At 67.6% G+C, this 18,434-nt stretch carries 17 protein-coding genes; 5 read left to right on the top strand and 12 right to left on the bottom strand.

Features of this window, described 5'->3' with window-relative positions; translation table 11 throughout:
- Positions 1–105: 105 nt before the first annotated feature.
- The 7 genes from AC5RW2_RS03120 to AC5RW2_RS03090 all read right to left on the bottom strand — a co-directional run bounded on the left by AC5RW2_RS03120 (position 106) and on the right by AC5RW2_RS03090 (position 8,429).
- Positions 106–867, bottom strand: coding sequence for a thymidylate synthase (locus AC5RW2_RS03120; RefSeq protein WP_241915276.1), 762 nt, complete (start codon positions 865–867; stop codon positions 106–108).
- 157 nt (positions 868–1,024) lie between these two features.
- The gene (locus AC5RW2_RS03115; protein WP_493963147.1) at positions 1,025–1,474 is read right to left on the bottom strand and encodes a GntR family transcriptional regulator; all 450 of its coding nucleotides are present in this window, start codon (positions 1,472–1,474) and stop codon (positions 1,025–1,027) included.
- The gene (locus AC5RW2_RS03110) at positions 1,471–3,303 is read right to left on the bottom strand and encodes a hypothetical protein (protein WP_493949427.1); all 1,833 of its coding nucleotides are present in this window, start codon (positions 3,301–3,303) and stop codon (positions 1,471–1,473) included. The genes AC5RW2_RS03115 and AC5RW2_RS03110 overlap by 4 nt, the downstream gene beginning before the upstream one ends.
- Before the next feature lie 110 nt (positions 3,304–3,413).
- Positions 3,414–4,373, bottom strand: coding sequence for an NUDIX hydrolase (locus AC5RW2_RS03105; protein ID WP_493949428.1), 960 nt, complete (start codon positions 4,371–4,373; stop codon positions 3,414–3,416).
- Positions 4,373–6,595 (bottom strand): RNA degradosome polyphosphate kinase, encoded by a 2,223-nt coding sequence (locus tag AC5RW2_RS03100; protein WP_493949429.1) that lies wholly within the window; start codon positions 6,593–6,595, stop codon positions 4,373–4,375. Before AC5RW2_RS03100 ends, AC5RW2_RS03105 begins: the two co-directional genes overlap by 1 nt.
- 72 nt (positions 6,596–6,667) lie before the next feature.
- On the bottom strand, positions 6,668–7,648 hold the full coding sequence (gene mshD, locus AC5RW2_RS03095; RefSeq protein ID WP_493963146.1) for a mycothiol synthase: 981 nt from the start codon (positions 7,646–7,648) through the stop codon (positions 6,668–6,670).
- A gap of 76 nt (positions 7,649–7,724) precedes the next feature.
- Positions 7,725–8,429, bottom strand: a complete 705-nt coding sequence (locus tag AC5RW2_RS03090; protein WP_493963145.1) for a winged helix-turn-helix transcriptional regulator — start codon at positions 8,427–8,429, stop codon at positions 7,725–7,727.
- Positions 8,430–8,589: 160 nt separating this feature from the next.
- Here AC5RW2_RS03090 and AC5RW2_RS03085 point away from each other — a divergent pair, with 160 nt between their 5' ends.
- The 3 genes from AC5RW2_RS03085 to ygfZ all read left to right on the top strand — a co-directional run bounded on the left by AC5RW2_RS03085 (position 8,590) and on the right by ygfZ (position 11,374).
- Positions 8,590–9,333 (top strand): hypothetical protein, encoded by a 744-nt coding sequence (locus AC5RW2_RS03085; protein ID WP_494073689.1) that lies wholly within the window; start codon positions 8,590–8,592, stop codon positions 9,331–9,333.
- Positions 9,334–9,589: 256 nt separating this feature from the next.
- Positions 9,590–10,192: a nitrobindin family protein gene (locus tag AC5RW2_RS03080; RefSeq protein ID WP_493949433.1), complete on the top strand. Its 603-nt coding sequence runs from the start codon at positions 9,590–9,592 to the stop codon at positions 10,190–10,192.
- Positions 10,193–10,291: 99 nt separating this feature from the next.
- The gene (gene ygfZ / locus AC5RW2_RS03075) at positions 10,292–11,374 is read left to right on the top strand and encodes a CAF17-like 4Fe-4S cluster assembly/insertion protein YgfZ (RefSeq protein ID WP_493963143.1); all 1,083 of its coding nucleotides are present in this window, start codon (positions 10,292–10,294) and stop codon (positions 11,372–11,374) included.
- 64 nt (positions 11,375–11,438) lie between these two features.
- On the opposite strand, the gene AC5RW2_RS03070 is transcribed toward ygfZ, so the two are convergent.
- The 5 genes from AC5RW2_RS03070 to AC5RW2_RS03050 form a co-directional block, all read right to left on the bottom strand.
- Complete coding sequence (locus tag AC5RW2_RS03070) at positions 11,439–12,140, bottom strand: GNAT family N-acetyltransferase (protein ID WP_493949435.1); 702 nt, start codon at positions 12,138–12,140, stop codon at positions 11,439–11,441.
- 21 nt (positions 12,141–12,161) lie between these two features.
- Positions 12,162–13,190, bottom strand: a complete 1,029-nt coding sequence (locus tag AC5RW2_RS03065; RefSeq protein WP_493963142.1) for a 6-phosphofructokinase — start codon at positions 13,188–13,190, stop codon at positions 12,162–12,164.
- Positions 13,191–13,353: 163 nt separating this feature from the next.
- Positions 13,354–13,596 carry a PspC domain-containing protein gene (locus tag AC5RW2_RS03060; RefSeq protein ID WP_493963141.1) on the bottom strand — a complete coding sequence of 81 codons (243 nt, stop codon included), beginning with the start codon at positions 13,594–13,596 and terminating at the stop codon, positions 13,354–13,356.
- 105 nt (positions 13,597–13,701) lie between these two features.
- Positions 13,702–13,920: a hypothetical protein gene (locus AC5RW2_RS03055; protein ID WP_493963140.1), complete on the bottom strand. Its 219-nt coding sequence runs from the start codon at positions 13,918–13,920 to the stop codon at positions 13,702–13,704.
- On the bottom strand, positions 13,917–15,830 hold the full coding sequence (locus AC5RW2_RS03050; RefSeq protein ID WP_493963139.1) for a PspC domain-containing protein: 1,914 nt from the start codon (positions 15,828–15,830) through the stop codon (positions 13,917–13,919). Before AC5RW2_RS03050 ends, AC5RW2_RS03055 begins: the two co-directional genes overlap by 4 nt.
- A gap of 137 nt (positions 15,831–15,967) precedes the next feature.
- Between AC5RW2_RS03050 and AC5RW2_RS03045 the strand changes: the two genes are divergently transcribed.
- Together AC5RW2_RS03045 and AC5RW2_RS03040 are read left to right on the top strand one after the other, a co-directional pair.
- A complete protein-coding gene (locus AC5RW2_RS03045; protein WP_493963138.1) occupies positions 15,968–17,317 on the top strand; it encodes an ATP-binding protein in 1,350 nt (449 codons plus the stop codon).
- A complete protein-coding gene (locus AC5RW2_RS03040) occupies positions 17,314–17,964 on the top strand; it encodes a LuxR C-terminal-related transcriptional regulator (RefSeq protein WP_493963137.1) in 651 nt (216 codons plus the stop codon). The genes AC5RW2_RS03045 and AC5RW2_RS03040 overlap by 4 nt, the downstream gene beginning before the upstream one ends.
- The last annotated feature ends 470 nt before the right edge of the window (positions 17,965–18,434 follow it).

The raw sequence follows: 18,434 nt of genomic DNA, 5'->3' as shown, positions 1-18,434 counted from the left end.
CGCCGGAGGAGCCGGCGTTGGCTGCGCCTGCATCAACGGCGCCTGCGTCAACGGCGCCCGCGTCAACGGCGCCCGCGTCAGCGAAACCAGGGATGTCGTCGGCGCTCATACGGCCACCGGCGCCTTGATGGCCGGGTGATGCTGATAGTTCGCCACGTCGAAGTCCTCCAGCGAGTAGTCGAAAATGCTCTCCGGCTTTCGCAGGATGTTGAGCGTGGGGTACGGGTAGGGTTCGCGCGAAAGCTGCTCGCGGACCTGGTCCACATGATCGTCGTAGACGTGCACGTCGCCGCCGGTCCAGATGAATTCACCTGGCTCCAGGCCCACCTGCTGCGCCAGCATCAGGGTGAGCAGTGCGTAGGAGGCGATGTTGAACGGCACGCCCAGGAACATGTCCGCGCTGCGCTGGTACAGCTGGCAGGAGAGCTTGCCGTCCGCCACGTAGAACTGGAAGAACGCGTGGCACGGCGGCAGCGCCATGTTTTTGATCTCCGCCACGTTCCATGCCGAGACGATGTGCCGGCGCGAGTCGGGATTGTTCTTCAGGTCTTCCACCAGGTTGGCGATCTGGTCGATATGCCCGCCGTCGGGCGTGGGCCAGGAGCGCCACTGCACTCCGTAGACCGGGCCGAGCTCGCCGTCGGCGTCGGCCCATTCGTTCCAGATCTTGACGCCGCGTTCCTGTAGCCATTTTGCGTTGGAGTCGCCGCGCAGGAACCAGAGCAGCTCCAGCGCCACGGACTTGAAATGCACGCGCTTGGTGGTGATCAGCGGGAAGCCCTGGGCCAGGTCATAGCGGATCTGGCGGCCGAAGACGCTGCGCGTGCCGGTGCCGGTGCGGTCCGATTTGGCCGTGCCGTTGGCCATCACGTCGCGCAGCAAGTCTTCATACGGGGTGGGAATGGCGTTCACAGCGTCCAGTGTAGTTGAGGGGTGCTTCGGCGGCCGCCGGCGGGCATGAAGCCTTGCGGCGCGTCCGGCCGGGGCACCTCAGGGCTGGTCCGGTGCGTCGGGTCGAGGCGGCTCATGGCTGGTGCGGCACCTCAGGGTGGTCCGGTGCCGGTGCCGGTGCCGGGGCCGGTGCCGGTGGCTTCTCGCGCTGCAGCTGGCCGCGGACCAGGTTCAGCACCGTCTCATCATCCAGTCCCGCGTCCCGGGCGGCGTGCACCAAATGTACGACGGCGAGGCCCACCTCGGTGGAGCGGGTTGCGGCTTTTTGCGTGGCGGCTGCCGTATCGGCCACCGTAGTGCCATGGCGACGCCGGCTGATGAGCAGGCCCGCGGACTCGAGCTCCTTGTACGCCCGGGCCACGGTACCTGCGGCCACACCCAGGTCTGCGGCCAGACTGCGCACCGGGGGCAGACGCTGCCCGGCCGCCAACGTGCCGACTGCTATGAGCGAGGCGATCTGGCCGCGGATCTGCTCGTACGGGGGCGTCGGTGCCGTCAGGTCCACCTGGATTTGGGTGCTCATGGCGTGCGGTCCCGGCGGACCGTGGACTGGTCGTGGTGCTGGTCGAGGCTGGCTGGAGCGCCGTCAGAGTCTCTGGAAGGGCGCGGGACAGGGTGGCCGATTTGGGCGGCCACGGACCGGCGCGGCCGCGATGGTCCCGGGAGAAGCGCCAGCACGATCGCCGCCGCGTAGAGCACGGCCGTGGTGATGCGAAGCGCGGTGTGCAGGCCGGGGGGAAGCTGGTATAGGGACAGCGAGATGCTGCCATTCAGGAACCAGCCCCAGGCCGCGGGGTGCGCCAATAACAGTTGGGCAGTCAGGGCAAACAGGCCGGCGGCGGTCATCCGCGCAAGGCGGAAGGCGGAAACGCGGCGGAGCAGGTCGTCGGCGTCTGGAGTCGCCTCGGACAAGGAAGGCCGGCGGTGTACCAGCGCAACGACGCCCGCGCCGAGCAAGAGCAGGGCGGCACCGGCCACAGCGAAGGCAGAAAGCAGATCCGGCTGGCGGCCGGGGGCGGCCAGATTTAAGCCGATGGTGGCGGCCAACAGCACGCTGCCGGCGGCCACAGCGGCCAAGAGCGGCCGCGGAACCAGTTGGACTGCAGGTGTGCCGGACGGTAGCCAACCGCGGGGCCGGGCGATGGACGGGGCAGGGGAAGACTGAAAACGGGGGCCGGTGTGGTCCCGCCAGAGGTGTATCTCGCCGGAGGCAATGGCGGCGAGGAATATGGCCGTTGGTATGGCGACGGCCAAGGGCATGAACAGCGGGGTGGTGGCTGAGTCGAAAGCCGTGAGGGCAGACAGCGGGATGAAGGCCAGCACAGTGACGATAAGACCAGCGGTCCGCGCCGACTCCGTAATCTCCTGCCCGGCGGCATAGCTGCCGCGGTAGATCATCGGCTGGGCGGTGCCGTCCGGGGGCATGCGGCCGTCGGAGATCAGCAGGGGAGGGCGCCACAGGGCCATGGTGATCATCAGGGCGACGGTAAGCCAGCCTGCAAGCTGCTGGACCGGTTCCCAGCCGGTGGCCGGTGCGGGGCCGTCGAGGATGAGGCCCGGCGACTGTTGATTGGCGAAGCTGACCGCCATGGTCCCGAGCGAAGCGAAGAGCAGGGTGGCGGTACGGAACAGTCGGTTGATCAGGATGCGGCGCAAGGTGTCGTTGTCCTGGCGGTTGAGCGCTTCCACGGAGCGCCTGCGCACGATGATTGCCGTCGCTGCGGCGACGCCGGCCGCGAGCGTCAGGATGCCGATCAGCAGGATTGGTGCGAAGTAGCTGCCGGGCTGGCGTCCGTTGTGTTCGCCGGATACTTCAACGCCGTCAAAGGTTTGCGTGCCGCTGAATCCGTCAATCCCCGGGAGCTCCCAGATGGCCGTCGCCGCGGTCACGGCTAGCACCGCTGCCGTGGCCATCACCACCAGCAGCGACCGCGGGATGTAATCGCGAATGCGCCTGATGGCGATGTCGGCACGGCGCACGCTGCCCCGGGGTCTTGGCCAGGTGTACTGGCCAATGATGTAGATCCCGGCCAGGCTTACCAGCGGAACCAGCAGGATCAGCAGTCCGGCCAGCCAGGACGGTTCCGGTTCGCGGCCCGGGGCGTAGTAGTACGCGGGGACAAGGCCTACGTCGGACGCCGCGGACAGGCCGCTCGCGAAGAATGCGATGAGGGCGGTCCAGAACGCGTGCATCCGGGCCGTACTCAGTGCCGAAGCATCGGAACCAAGCGAGGTGGCTGGCGCATCAGAGGCCGCGGCTGGATCCCGGGCGTCGTTCCGCGCCGCGATGAGTCGCAAGACCGCATAGATGATGACCGCCCCGATCAGCAGGCCGGTCAGAGTGCTGGTCACCGAGTCCACGTTCCCCCTCGCGGTGTATCAATGTATCAAGTATTTGATACAACCCCACAGGGGTCAAGGGGTCATGGTTGCCCGGCAGCACCAGCGCCGATCAGGTGCGGCTAGTCGTCGTAGGCGTCGAGGATCTCCATCGCAACAATCTTTCCATGCTGCTTTCTGGAGATGTGGCAGACCAGCACTGAACCCGGCCGCAGGTAGGGGTCCTCGGTGGGCAGTTTCGCGGCGAGCAGCGGGTCCATCCGGTCGGCCAGTACTTTGAACAGGTTCGGCAGCACGGGCCGGTGCGTGCAGACGGCGGTCGGCTTGCCCTTCTCCAGCAACTGGAACAGCGCGGCCCGGGCCTTCTTCGGGTTCCGCTCATTGTTGTGTTCGGTGATGGCCTCGACGGTCCGCAGCTTGGTTTGGGTGTGCAACACATACGGGGTGACGGTCTGCACGCAGCGCAGCCAGGGGCTGGAAACAATTCGTTTGGGTTTCCAGGCGGACAGCATCCGGCAGACTGCCAGTGCCTGCCGCCGACCGGTGGCCACCAGCGGACGCTCGCCCTCGGCCTGGGACCACGCTGAGCGCGGTTTGGCCTTGGCATGGCGGACGACGACGAACGGGTAGGTGTCGAGCTCGCCCCGCCGGTGTGCGGCCTCGAGCGCGTCCAGCGGTTCGACGTCGGAGGGGTTGGTCAGCAGTTCGCGCGCCTTGGCCGGCTGGCACCAGAGCACGCGGTCCACTTCGTTGCCGTCGGGAACCGGTTCCTGCTTTTCCAGCTTGGCCGCCCAGTACAGCACCTGCTTGAGCCCGGTGTTCACCCGGTAGTAGATGGTGGGCAACGGAATGCCCAGCCGGATCTGGACGCCTATTTCCTCGTCGACCTCGCGGACGGCGCACTCGGGAGTGGTTTCGCCGCTGTCCAATTTGCCCTTAGGCCAGGACCAGTCGTCGTAGCGTGGCCGGTGGATCAGCAGCACTTCAAGCCGACCCTGGCGGACGCGCCAACACAGAGCCCCCGCAGCGGTGACTTTGACGCCCGGGGGAGCACCGGCGTCGTCGGTTTTGTTCTGCGTCATCAGCGGCGGGTCAGGGTGCGCTGGCGGGATCTGGAGGCGAGCAGCCAGGACTGGATATCCGAGAGCGGGTTGCCGTCGTCGTCCTTGTGGTGGCGGGTCCAGTCGCCGTCGCTGTCCAGGTGCCAGCTGGCGGTGCCGGGGTCCATGTACCGGTCCAACAGGGCCAGCAGATCGTAAATGTCCTCGCGCGAGTTCAGCTGCACCAAGGCCTCCACCCGGCGGTCCAGGTTGCGGTGCATCATGTCCGCAGAGCCGATGTAGACCACCGGGTCGCCGCCGTTGGCGAAACCGAACACCCGGGAGTGCTCCAAGAACCTGCCCAGCACGGAGCGGACGCGGATGTTCTCGCTGAGCCCCGGCACTCCCGGGCGGACGGCGCAAATGCCGCGGACAATCACGTCCACCTTCACGCCGGCCTGCGAGGCACGGTAGAGCGAATCGATGATGGCCTCGTCCACCATTGAATTCACCTTGATCGCCACGCGGGCGGCCAGACCGGCCTTGCTGTTGGCGATTTCTTTTTCGATCCGGTCGATCAGCCCCGACCGCACCGACCGCGGTGCCACCAGCAGCCGCTTGAAGGTGGACTTCGGCGCGTAGCCGGAAAGCTGGTTGAACAGCTTGGAGAGGTCTTCGCCCACTTGGTAATTGGCCGTCAGCAGGCCCAGATCCTCGTAGTACCGGGCGGTGCGCGGATGGTAGTTGCCGGTGCCGATGTGGCAGTAGCGCCGCAGCCCGTCGCCCTCCTGGCGCACCACCAGCGACAGTTTGCAGTGGGTCTTCAGGCCCACGATGCCGTAGACCACGTGGACGCCGGCCTGTTCCAGCTTCCGGGCCCAGTCGATGTTGGCCTGCTCGTCGAACCTGGCCTTGATCTCCACCAAGGCCAGCACCTGCTTGCCGGCCTCGGCGGCGTCGATCAACGCATCCACGATCGGCGAATCGCCGGAGGTCCGGTACAGCGTCTGCTTGATCGCCTGCACCTTGGGGTCTGCCGCTGCCTGCTCCAGGAAGGCCTGCACCGAGGTGGAGAACGAGTCGTAGGGATGGTGCAGCAGGATGTCGCGCCGGCGCATGGCAGCGAACACGTCCGCGGCCTTGGAGGTTTCGCTCTCGTTCAGGTGGCGGCTGGTGTGGGCCAGCTGCTTGGGGTACTTCATGTCCGGCCGGTCAATCCCGTAGATGGCCTCCAGCCCGCGGAGGTCCAGCGGCGCCGGCAGCGCGTACACTTCGGATTCCTCGACGCCGAGTTCGCGCACCAGCAGTTCACGCACGCTCGGGTTGATGTCCGTGGCCACTTCCAGCCGCACGGGCGGTCCGAAGCGGCGGCGCAGCAGTTCCTTTTCCAGCGCCTGGAGCAGGTTCTCGGCGTCGTCCTCTTCAACTTCCAAGTCCTCGTTGCGGGTGACCCGGAACGTGTGATGCTCCAGCACTTCCATGCCCTGGAAGAGCAAATCCAGGTGCTGGGCGATGACGTCTTCCAGCGGGATGAACCGCGCGGTGCGGCCGGGCACCGAGCCGGCGCGGGGGCCGTCGACCGAGATCAGCCGCGGCAGCTGGTCCGGGACCTTGAGCCGGGCGAAGAGTTCCTTCTCGCTCACCGGGTTGCGCACGATCACGGCCAGGTTGAGTGAGAGCCCGGAGATGTAGGGGAACGGATGGGCCGGATCCACCGCCAGCGGGGTCAGGATCGGGAACACCCGCTCCCGGAACATGACGGACAGCTCGGTGCGGGCCGCTTCGTCCAGCTCATCCCAGCGCACAATGTGGATGTGCTCGTAGGCCAATGCCGGGCGGATCTGCTCGGCAAAGATCCGGGCGTGCCGATGCTGCAGCTTGTGCCCCGCGATCTTGATCTGTTCCAGTTGCTCGATGGGGGAGAGCCCGGCGGCGGAAGGCACGGCCAGGCCGGTGGCGATCCGGCGCTTCAGGCCGGCCACCCGGACCATAAAGAACTCGTCCAGGTTGGACGCAAAGATGGACAGGAAGTTCAACCGCTCCAGCAGGTAGAGGTCCTCGTCCTCGGCCAACTCGAGGACGCGTGCATTGAAGTCCAGCCAGCTGATTTCCCGGTCCAGGAACCGTTCCAAGGTGAAGTCCCCGTCGGGTGCCAGCGAGGGGGCGAACTCCGGAATGTCGATGCGGTCCTGGGTGGCGCGGGCAGGCACCATCTCGGAAGACCCTAAGCGGGGAATGGCTGCGGCTTCAGGTTCGGTGACCATGCTCTCTCCTGCTTACGTCGGCGGGCCGGGCTGCCTCCCACAGAGGCGCCCGGGTACCTCTAAGATTAGCGACTATTCGGCGCCAGCCTGAGCCTGTGCCGCATACATCACGTCCACATCCCAGCGGGTGAAGCCGAGCTTGCGGTACAGCCCCACCGCGGGCTCGTTGTCCGCGTCCACGTAAAGCATGATCGCCTGTTCGCCGGCGTCCTGCAGGTGCTTGATGCCGGCGATGGTCAGCGCCTTGCCCAGCCCGGTGCCCTGCGCCTGCGGCGTCACCCCGACGACGTAGACCTCGCCGATGGACGGGTGGCTGCCGGTCCGCGGATGGACTTTGGTCCAGTGGAAACCAAGCAACTCGCCGCCGTCCTGGCGCACGGCCAGCAGGAATCCTGCCGGATCGAACCAGTCCTCGGCCATCCGGGCCCGCAAATCGGAGAGGGTCATGGCACCTTGTTCCGGGTGGTCGGCGAAGGCGGCGGCGTTCGCGGCAAGCCATGCTTCCTCATCCTGGCCGGGCACGAAGGCGCGGATGACGACGCCGGCCGGCAGCTCGGCGTCGGGCATTCCCGCAGGATGGGTCAGCCGCATCCGCCACAGCTCGCGCACCGGCGCGAAGCCGAAGCGGGCGGCCAGCCGTCCCGCTGCCTCGTGTCCGCCGTGCGACCAGGCCCTCACATCGGGCAGTTCGGTGTGCTGCTGCACGGCTTCGGCCAACCGCAGGCCCACACCCTTGCAGCGGTAGGACGGGTGCACCACCAGTTCCAGGATGCTCTCGGCGCCGGCAACGGTGGCCAGGCTGACGACGGCGACGCCCGCCAGCGCGCTCGCGGTGGCGGGATCGGAGCGCTCTTCGCCGGCGTAGGTGGCCAGCACCAACAGGTCGGCGGAGTCCGCGGTGCGCAGGTTCACCCAGGTCTGCTCGGAGAGCGGCGGGTTCCCGTCGGATTCTTCGGCGGCGGCGGCCAGCGCCTTGATGTCCGCGAGGGTCTCGGTGTCAGGGGCGCCCTTGATGGTCAGCACGGGCCACAGGTCGGAATCCGATGCAGTCATGAGCACAGACTATCCGAGCAGGCAGCGACGGCGGAGAAGCGTGGCCCGCCGCATGACGAAAGCGCACCAAGCCGGGTCAGCCGGTGACGTCGGCGGGTGCTTCTTCCGCGCCGCGCACCAGGGTAAAGCGGTAGCCGACGTTGCGGACGGTGCCGATCAACTGCTCGTGGTCGGAGCCCAGCTTGGCCCGCAGCCGCCGCACGTGCACGTCGACCGTGCGGGTGCCGCCGTAGTAGTCGTATCCCCAGACCTCATGCAGCAGCTGGTCGCGGGTGAAGACCCGGCCGGGATGCTGGGCCAGGTACTTGAGCAGTTCGAATTCCTTATAGGTCAGGTTCAGCGGCTGCCCGCCCACACGCGCCGTATAGCTGGCCTCGTCGACCACCACCCCGGAGGCATGGATTTCCGTGCTGGTTTGCTCATCGTCGGCGTGCGCCCGGGCGATCACCAGACGCAGCCGCGCCTCCACTTCGGCCGGACCTGCGGTGTCCAGGACCACGTCGTCGGCCAGCCAATTGGCGCTAACGGCGGCCATCCCGCCCTCGGTGAGCACCAGCACCAGCGGTGCGCCCAGTCCGGTGGCCTTCAGCAGCTGGGTGAGCGAGCGCGCGCCGACCAGGTCCTTGCGGGCGTCTACCATGACCACGTCGGCCGGGTCGGTTTCCAGCAGCGCCGTGGGTTCGGCCGGCAGAATGTGGACCTTGTGGTTCAGCAGCTCCAGGGCCGGCAGCACGCCAACCGACGAGCCGTGGCTGTTGGTCAACAGCAGAATGTGCGGCATGGTTCCTCCAAGGGGGTTGCGGCGCACACCATCGGGCTGGGCCCGGAAGGTCCTTACAAGCAGGCGAATCCTGCCGGACGGTGGCACAAGTATAGCGCCCGCAGCCCGTGGAGGCGCGGGTTCTCGCACCGCCCCTGCGTCATAGGGCAGTATGACTAGCGTGAAAACGTGGATCGTCGCCGTAGCCGCGGCCGCCGTACTGTGCGCTGTCATCGGTGCCTCCTACCTGTCCCTTCCCGTGCTGACTGCCGTGGTGTGTGTTTCCGCTGTGGTGATCGGCTTCGGCTGGCCGGTGCTGCTGGATGTGCCGGCCAAGAAGACCTTGGCCGTGGTCATCTCCTTGGCAGGAATTGCGACGGCGGTGCTCGCCACTGTGGCGCCCGCCGGCATGCCGCTGCTGTGGATGGCGGTGGTGATTGCCCTCGGCGTGATGGCCGTTTTCCTGATCCAGTTGATCCGCGGCACCGGGCAGCCGCACCGGCTCGAATCCACCTTCGGCACAAGCACCGGTCTGGTGCTGACCTCGCTGGGCGCCGGCTGGGTGGCTGCCGAACGGCTGGCGGCCAATACCGCCAACACCGGCATGATGCTGGTGACGGGCATCAGCATGCTGCTGGCCATCGGCGCCTGCCTGCTGCCCTGGCCGGACCGCATTGTGGCGCCGCTGGGCGTGGTGCTGGCCACGCTGGCCGGTACGCTGGCCGCCCCGATGTTCTCCAGCGTGCCGATGGTTCCCGCAGCGGTGGTGGGCGCCGTCGTCGGCATCATCCTGGTCTGCTTCAGGCGGCTGATCCTGGCCGACGGCGGCCCCACCCGGCTGCCGGCGATGCTGGCGGCCGGCGCGGCACCGGTCATGTCCGCCGGTTCGCTGGTCTATTTCCTGGAACGGATGCTGCTGCGCTGATCCGGCCGTGACCCGGGAACATGCCGCGCCGGTGCCGTGAGATGCGCGCGGGTTTGATCGAGGTCACAGCGGGTGGTTACGTCGCAAGCAGGCATCCTTCCGCCCGGGCCGTTACTATGGAGCCATGTCGTATCTCGGTCTTGAAATCGCCTTCCTTTCCCTGCTGGTCCTCGCCGGCCTGTCCATCGCGGCTGTCGCCTCGCTGGTGGTTGTCCGCCTGTTCAAGGGCCAGAAATAAGCGGCCCGTCGCTTCATCATGCCGATTGAACTCCCCACGGAGCTGACCCCGGAACTGGTGCCGCTGTCATGGCTGCTCGGCACCTGGGAAGGCGCTGGCCGGTTGGGGGCGGGCGAGGAAGAGGACGAACACTTCGTCCAGAAGGCCACGTTCTCGCAAAACGGCCTGCCCTACCTGCAGTACACGGCCGAAAGCTGGCTTACCGATGAGGACGGCAACCGGTTGCGGCCGTTGTCGGTGGAAACCGGCTTCTGGGCGCTGGACCGCAAACTCAACGACGCCGACGTCGGTCCGGGCTTGGTCCCGGCGGAGATTGTGCCGGCGTTGAAGTCAGCGGACGAGGTCGAAGAGCTGCGCAACGCCGACGGCGGCTTCGACATTACGGCCACCATCGTGCATCCCGGCGGCATCTCCGAGCTGTACTACGGGCAGATCAAGGGCCCGCGCGTGCAGCTGAGCACGGACATGGTGATGCGCGGTTCGCAGTCCAAGGATTACAGCGCGGCCACCCGGATCTTCGGCCTGGTCAACAATGACCTGTACTGGCGCTGGGACGTGGCCGCAGCCAAGGGCAACGAGCTGGCCCCGCACGCCTCGGCGATCCTCACCAAGCGCCCCTAAACCAGTCGGGACGGCACGCCGCGCCTCCTCTGCCGGGCAGCACCGTCCGCGGCGCGGCCCCTCGGGAATTTGGCACCGCCGTCAGGAGTTGATGCCAGTATGACCTACCGCAGCCCCCTGCTCCTGCAGCACGGCGCCGTCGAAGCCTCAGGGCCCGACGCCGGCGTTGCCGCCCACTATTCCGACCCACTGCGCGAACAGCGTGCGCTGGCCCGTGGTGAAGCAGTGGTGGACCTGTCCCACCGCGGCGTGGTGACCGTGGCCGGCGAGGACCGGCTGAGCTGGCTGAACACCCTCTCCTCACAACTGTTGCTGAACCTGCAGCCGGGCCAGTCCAGCGAGGCGCTGCTGCTCACCGTACAGGGCCGGATCGAATACGATGCCCGCATTGTCGACGACGGCGAACGCGCCTGGCTGATCGTCGAATCCTTCGAGGCCGCGCCGTTGGCCGCATGGCTGGAGTCCATGAAGTTCATGATGCGCGTGGACGTCGCCGATGTTTCCGCCGACTGGGCCGTGGTCGGCTCGGTCAAGCCGGTGCCGGCGTTCGACGGAAGGACCGTCTGGCAGGACCCGTGGCCGCAGATCGGCGCCGGCGGCTATGCCTACACCGGAATCGATGAACCCCAGCACCCCGGCCTGGAACGGACCTGGTACGAATATCTGCTGCCGGCCGCCGAACTCGAAGCCGCCGTCGCCGGCCTGCAGCTGGCAGGCGTCTGGGCGGCCGAGGCGCTGCGGATCGCGGCCTGGCGCCCGCGGTTCGGCGCGGAAACCGACGAGAAGACCATTCCGCACGAGCTGGACCTGCTCCGCACCGCCGTGCACTTGGCCAAGGGCTGCTACAAGGGCCAGGAAACCATCGCCCGCGTGCACAACCTGGGCCGTCCGCCGCGCCGGCTGGTGTTCCTGCAGCTGGACGGCTCGCAGCACACGCTGCCTGCCCCGGGCAGCGAGGTGCTGCTCGGCGACAAGCGTGTCGGCGCCATCACCTCCGCGGCGCAGCACTACGAAATGGGGCCGATTGCCCTGGCCGTGGTCAAGCGCTCGGCCGATCCGCAGGCCCAGCTGACCGTGGTGGACGACGGCGAGAGCTATGACGCCGCACAGGAAGTTATTGTCACCACCGACGCCGGCCAGGTGGTCGGCCGGCAGACCGGGTTCCTGCGCGCGCCGCGCTGAGTTTTTGAGTCCGCGCTGAGTTGCTGCGTCCGCGCTGATTTTCTGAGTCTTCGCCCTTCGGGTCTTAGCCCTTCGGCAGGACCACCGACGTCTGTGTTCCGGCGTCCCAGAAGCCCAGGCTCGCGGCCAGCGCCCGGGAGGCCTCGTTCGCTTCGTGCGAGCGCCACTGCGGGATAAGGCCGGAGGAGAGCGCCTCGTGGCCGGCGATCGCCGCGATCAGCGCACCGGCGCCTCGGCGCCGGTAGGCGGGCGCCGTCAGTACACTCACGTTGGCCAGGATCTGCTGCCACTCCTTGTAACCGGCGCCGGCCATCGGCGTGCTTCCGTCAAGTAGCACGAAGGACTTGTCCATGCCGGCCAACCCCACTTCGTGGTTGTCATCCGGCGGGCACATTCCCTCCAGCCGAGCGACGTCGCTGCCCGCGGTAGACACGGTGACCTCCCGTTCGGGCTGCACTACCGGCAGATCATCGGCGTAGGACAACACCGCTTTGCCCAGTCCGTGGCCGCCATGCTCCCGGCTCAGCTGCATCAGCGTCTGGTACTCGGTCAGCTCGTCATCCGAGTAGGGGGCGGCCGCTTCAACCGCCCATTCCGGCCCGACCAGCGCGGATTTGTCGAACAAGCGCACGAAGGTGAGCGCACCGGCGTCGTTGTTGATCCTGGTCAGCCGGCCCGCGCCGGAGGCGAAGGCGTCGTCGGCAAATCCCAGCAAACGTGCCCACGCCAGCAGCACAATGTCGGCTGTTCCTGCGTCCAATCGCATACCGGCCAGATTACTGAAGGCTCAGCCGAAGAGAACCCTCGCCTCGTCGTAACGGTGCTGCGGAACCGTTTTTAAGTTGTTCAGTGCGGCCTCGAAACCCACGTGCGCGATGTCCGTGCCTTGCAGCGCCACCATGGTGCCCCAGCGTTGCTCCACCACAGAATCCACCACCGCCATGCCCAAACGGGTGGCCAGCACGCGGTCGTAGCCGGAGGGAACCCCGCCGCGCTGGATGTGACCCAGGGTAGTGGCCCGGGTTTCGATGCCGGTGCGCGCTTCAAGCTCCGGGGCCAACCGTTCCCCGATGCCGCCCAGCCGGGGCCGGCCGAACCGGTCCAGTCCGCGCTCGGCGTGCGGGCCGAGCTCGCCGTCCGGAACCCAGCCTTCCGCCACCACCACCAACGGGGCGCGGCCGCGTTTCTGCGCGTGCAGTACCCACTCGGAGACCTGGTCCATGGTGACGCGCTGCTCCGGAATCAGGATGGCATGCGCGCCGGAGGCGATGCCCGCGTGCAGCGCGATCCAGCCGACGTTTCGGCCCATGACCTCTGCGATCATGCAGCGGTGGTGCGATTCGCCGGTGGTGCGCAGCCGGTCGATCGCCTCCGTGGCGATCTGCACGGCAGTGTCGAAACCGAAGGTGTAGTCGGTGGCTTCCAGATCGTTGTCGATGGTCTTGGGCACGCCGACAATCTTCAGCCCGGCGTCGGTGAGCCGCTTTGCACCGGCCAAAGTGCCCTCGCCGCCGATCACGATCACCGCATCGACGCCCAGCTTGTCCAACGTCCGCTGGATGTTCTCCGGGCCGCCATAGGGGCCGTCGTAGGGGTTGGTGCGCGACGTGCCCAGGATCGTGCCGCCCTGCTTTGAAATACCCCGCACCTGGTGCCGCGGCAATTCCATGTAGTCGCCCTCCACCACGCCGCGCCACCCGTCGCGGAAGCCGATGAACTCATGGCCATGAACGGTGATCCCCTTGAGTACAATGCCGCGGATTACCGCGTTCAGGCCGGGACAATCCCCGCCGCTGGTCATGATGCCAATCCTCATGGGTACTCCTTCTCGGTGCCTTGCCGGTCTGCGAGCACCCCATTGAGCCCGCCTCGATTCTACGTAGGAACTTCTCCACAGTCACAAGGCGCTGCGCTTAACGTACCGGGAGCCCCCGCTTCCGCGGTGGCTCCCGGTACGTGCCTGCCATTGCTCGGTCGGATCAGAACTTGCGGAGCAGGTTCTCCAGCGCGATGCTGCCATCGTATTTCGGCAGCAAGAGCCAGAGCACCAGGTAGGTGCCGATGCCGATGCCGGGGAACAGGAAGATCAGCAGGGTGGCGATTCGCACCCAGGTCACGTCCCAGCCGAACTTCGCAGCGATCCCGGCGCAAATGCCGGCGACCCAGCGGTCGGGGCCGCGGCGGATGGGGCTGGAGCGGAGCATTCGGTAAAAAGTTTCCATGGAACCATGCTTTCGTTTTCGGGAGCTGTTGTCACGGCGGCTGCCTTGGGGCGGACCGCCGGCCAGGGGCCGGAATCGGCAGCCGGGGATTGTCGCGGGCCCAGGCTACCGGCCGCGGTTGCGGGTGGCGCTCAGCACGCCGGCCACCACCAGGGCGATGCCGGACCCGATCAGCAAGGCAATCATCACGTAGGCCCAGTTGAAGCTGATGTTCCACCAGGATCCGGCCAGCACCAGCAGGCCGACGGCCATGGCAATCAGTCCCCAGACGATGGTGCCCACGCGGGGCCGGCGGTCGTCGTCGTGATTCAGTTCAGTGCTCATTGGTTCTGCTCCAGTTCGCTAACGGTCAGGATGTCGACGCTACTGACCGCGCCTCTGACGGACAGGACGATCTGCGGCACACCGCCGTCGTCGTTGATGATGTAGGTTCCGGGCTGCCAGACGCCTGACTGCCGTCCGCTGTCTGCGGGGGTGGCGTATTCGACGTTGCCCAGCGCCATCTGTGTTTCGACCTTGACCGGCACGTCGTCAGGAATGATGACGGTGACGGACGCGGCGACGGCGTTGACCGGGACGACGGCGGGGCCGCCGACGCGGGAGCCGGACAGGCCGCGCAGGTCCACGGTGCCGTTGCCGGCCACCACGCTGTAGCCGTTGCCCGCAGCCGGAGCCGCGGTCGAGGTCCAGGTGCGGTTGGAGGCGATGGCGAAGTTGGACGCCGTCCACTGCATTCCGGCAGAGAAAACCAGCGACAGCACCAGTCCAACGGCGGCCAGGAACCCGAGGATTCCGGAGGTGCGGCCCATGGCACCGGTGACGACGACGCCGATGCCGATCACAATCAGCGCAGAGGCAATGGCGACGGGGACAACGTTCAGGCCTAGCTCAACGAATTCCAGTGCGTTCAGTCCCAGCACGGTGCCGGCGGCCAGCATGGCGGCGCCCAAGGTCAGCGCGATGGCTGCGCCCGAGGGGCCGCGGGGTGCACGCTTCGGCGGCAACGGTGCAGGCTGCGGGTACGGGCGCGGCTGCGGGTACGTCGGACGGGGCGGGCCTTGGTATCCGCCGGCGGTTGCGTGGCCATATCCGCTGCCGGCGCCGTATTCGGTGCCGGCGGCCGGCGTCGAACCGTAGCTGGAGGTCGAACCGAAGCTGGAGCCGGGGGAGTGGGACTGACCGGAGTGACTGCCCGGGGCCGACGCGGTGGAGGCGGCGGTGCCGGTTGCATTGGTAAAGGCGGAGGTACCTGGCCCGGAGGCAGAGGGTGCGGGCGGGAACGCCCCGGTCCCGTGCTGCGCTGTACCGGCGGGGGCACCGTCCTTGTTGCGGGTGGCGAGCCAGTAGACAAAGCACGCCACGGCGCCAACCCAGATGGCAGCCCAGACGAAACCGCCGAAGCCCCAGCCCCAATCGTTGGTGAACCAACCGAAGGGCCGGCTGAACACGCCCAGCACGGTGAAGATCACCGCGCCGGTCATGCCGGCCGTCCAGCTGCTGCGTCCTGCTTCTTCGGCATGGATGCGGCCGTCCGGCTCGGGCAGCAGCGCCCACGCGATGCCATAAAGCAGCACGCCGATGCCGAAGACGGCCAGCAGGATGAACAGCCCGCGGACCAGGATCGGGTCCAACCCGATCCGGTGCCCGATGCCGGAAGCGACGCCGCCGATCCAGCGGTCCTGCCCGCGGGGGATGCCGAGGTTGCGAAACCAGCTAAAAAACGGATTGCTCGGCGGCGGAACCGGCGCGCCGGGCGGCGGGGGAGGGAAAGCACCGGCAGCGCCCGACGGTGGGAGCGGCGGAAACCCCCCGTTGCCGCCGTCAAAGCCCGATCCGCCGGTGTGGCCGGAGCCAGCCGGCCCTCCGGTGTAGCTGGGGCCGATCGGCGTGGTGGGGTAGGTTACCGAGGCAAGAGGTTCGGTGGGGTTGGTCCCACGGTCGTCGCGGGAAGCATCGTCGGGCCGCGGTGTTTCTACGGGCTCTGCGTCGTCGTAGCGCGCAGCGTCGTCGGGGTGCGTAGCAGCAGCCGGAGCAGAGTCGGGCTCGGCGGCGTCGGGCTCGGCGGCGTCGGCTGCCGCGGTCGCCGGTTCGGCGGCGTCTGCTTCGACGATCTCCGGCTCGCCGGACGTGGACGCCGGGGCGGGCTCGGGAGTGGATTCGGGTGCGGCCGGCTGCTGGTCCGGTTCGCCTGGACGGTCGGTGCCGTCATTCGGGGTCGGTGCGTGTGAGGTCATAGTTAGATCATTCCAACTGGCGGCACCCTTCCTCTATGGGGTGCCACCCTGACCCTTCCCTGACCGCCCAGCCGGGGTTCCCCTGAATTCGCGCCCGATGGTAGGTCGGGGGCTGCGGCGCATGCTTGGATTAACCCATGCGAGAACCACTCATCCGGTCGACCGAGGACCGCATCATCGCGGGCGTGTGCGCGGGCCTGGCCCGGCACCTGAACGTCTCGGTTGGAATCGTCCGGGTGGGCATGGCTGCCCTGGCGCTCGCCGGCGGTGCGGGGGTGCTGCTCTACGTTTGGCTCTGGCTGCTGGTGCCTACCACCGCCGATCAAGCCATGGCCGCCGACCGCGCCTTCAACCCGCGCGACATCGCGGACAACTTTGCCCGGGGATTCGGCGCATCTGGCGCCGGCCGGGACGGCACCGTCCGGGACGGCAACAAAGCGGGGCCCGGCGGCTGGCCGCTCCCGCAACCCGGACCACCGGCCGGGAACGCCGGAGGCGCCGGCACGCCGCGGCTGCTGCAGCGCGGCGGCAAGGAAATTCTGATCGGCGCGGCCCTGGTACTGGCGGGCGGCGCCGTCGTCGCACAGCTCGCAGGCATCAACCTGCCGTGGGGAACCTGGCTCCCCGTCCTCGCCATTGCGGCCGGGGCGGTGATTGCCTGGATGCAGCTGGACGATTCCCGGCGCAGCGGACTGATGGACCGCGCGGGTGCCACCGGCGCGCAGGGTGCCGTGCGGTTGCTGGCCGGGCTTGTCCTGGTGGTGGCCGGCATCGTCACCATGGTGTCCGGGTCGATCACTTGGGAGGCCATGTGGCCCACCTTGTTTGCTTCGCTGGCCGTGCTGGCAGGGGTCCTGCTGGTCCTGGCGCCGTGGGTGCTGAAGTACTGGCGCGATCTGGAGACCGAGCGTTCCGGCCGCATCCGGGAAACCGAACGGGCCGAAATCGCCGCGCACCTGCATGATTCCGTGCTGCAGACGCTCGCGCTGATCCAGAACCGTGCCGGGTCGGAGCAGGACGTCACCCGATTGGCCCGCGCGCAGGAGCGCGAACTGCGGGAATGGCTGTACCGGGACAAGCGCCAGGAAGAAGGCAAGCTGGTGGACCGGGTGAAGGCAGTGGCCGCGGAAATCGAAGATGCCTACGGGCACCCGGTGGAAGTGGTGGCTGTCGGTGATGCCGAGATGACCGACCGGCATGAGGTCTTGGTCCATGCCACCCGGGAAGCGGTGCAGAACGCGGCTAAACATGCGGGCGGCGGCATCTCCGTCTATGTTGAGTGCACACCGGGGCGCAGCGAAGTCTTTGTCCGCGACCGCGGTCCCGGGTTTGAACTGGCGTCCGTGCCGCCTGACCGGATGGGCGTGCGCGAATCGTTAATGGGCCGGATGGAACGCCACGGCGGACAGGCCCAAATCCGCAACACCGGCAGCGGCACCGAAGTGCACCTCAGCTTGGACCATCCTCAGGAAGGAACCGCATCGTGACCGAACCCATCCGCGTGGTCGTTGTGGACGACCATGCCATCTTCCGCTCCGGCCTCAAAACCGATCTGGACGAGCGGATCGAGGTTGTCGCCGAGGCGGCGACCGTGGAGGAGGCGATTGCGGCCATCCATGAGCAGCGGCCCGCCGTAGTACTGCTGGACGTGCACCTGCCCGGCGGCCGGGGCGGCGGCGGCGCCGAGGTGGTTGCGGGCTGCGCGGCCCTTCTCGGTGAGACCAAGTTCCTGGCCCTGAGCGTTTCCGATTCCGCGGAAGACGTGGTCACGGTGATCCGGGCGGGCGCCCGCGGTTACGTCACCAAGACCGTCTCCGGGGCGGAAATTTCCGACGCCGTCCAGCGCGTGGCCGGCGGAGACGCTGCCTTCTCGCCGCGACTGGCCGGATTCGTGCTGGACGCCTTCGGCACGGCAGCGGTGGCCAACGTCGACGACGAACTGGACAAGCTCTCCGCCCGCGAACTGGAAGTCATGCGGCTGATCGCCCGCGGCTACCAGTACAAGGAAGTGGCCAAGGAGCTGTTCATCTCCATCAAGACCGTCGAAACCCACGTCTCGTCCGTGCTGCGTAAGCTGCAGCTCTCCTCCCGGCACGAGCTGACCCGCTGGGCCGTCGACCGCCGGATCCTGTAGGGCTGCCGGCGGCGCCTCCTGCCGGAGCGTGCGACCCGTGGGCCAGCTCGCTGCCGGCCGCGCGCTTCTGCCGGGGCGTGCGTCTGCTAGGTGTACTCCCTCATTGCTGCTCCGCCCTGAGCTCCCCGCCGTCTCGTCGGGGCGATGTACGTTATACGCCACATTGCCCTGGTGGACAGCACCACATTGCCGCACCTGCGCAGTAGAGTGCGCATGTGATCCGCAGATGCGGAAAGGTCCGGTTGGTTGAGCAAGCAATGTGGCGTATCCCGTACACGTCGCACGCACCGTAGTCCCGCTGCACTGAGCAAGCCGATGATCCAGTAGTCAATCCAGTAGTTATCCACACTTTCCGGCGAGTGCCGCCGCAACTACGCCCCGCCTAGCAGGCTAGTGCCATGGATCCGGTGATGGCTCTGCGGGAGCAAGGCGGAATTGCACGTTGGGGTCGGCTGCGGGACGCAGGTGTG

The organism is Arthrobacter sp. B0316-1-20 (genome assembly GCF_059091865.1).
This window is presented reverse-complemented; position numbering and strand designations above follow the sequence as displayed.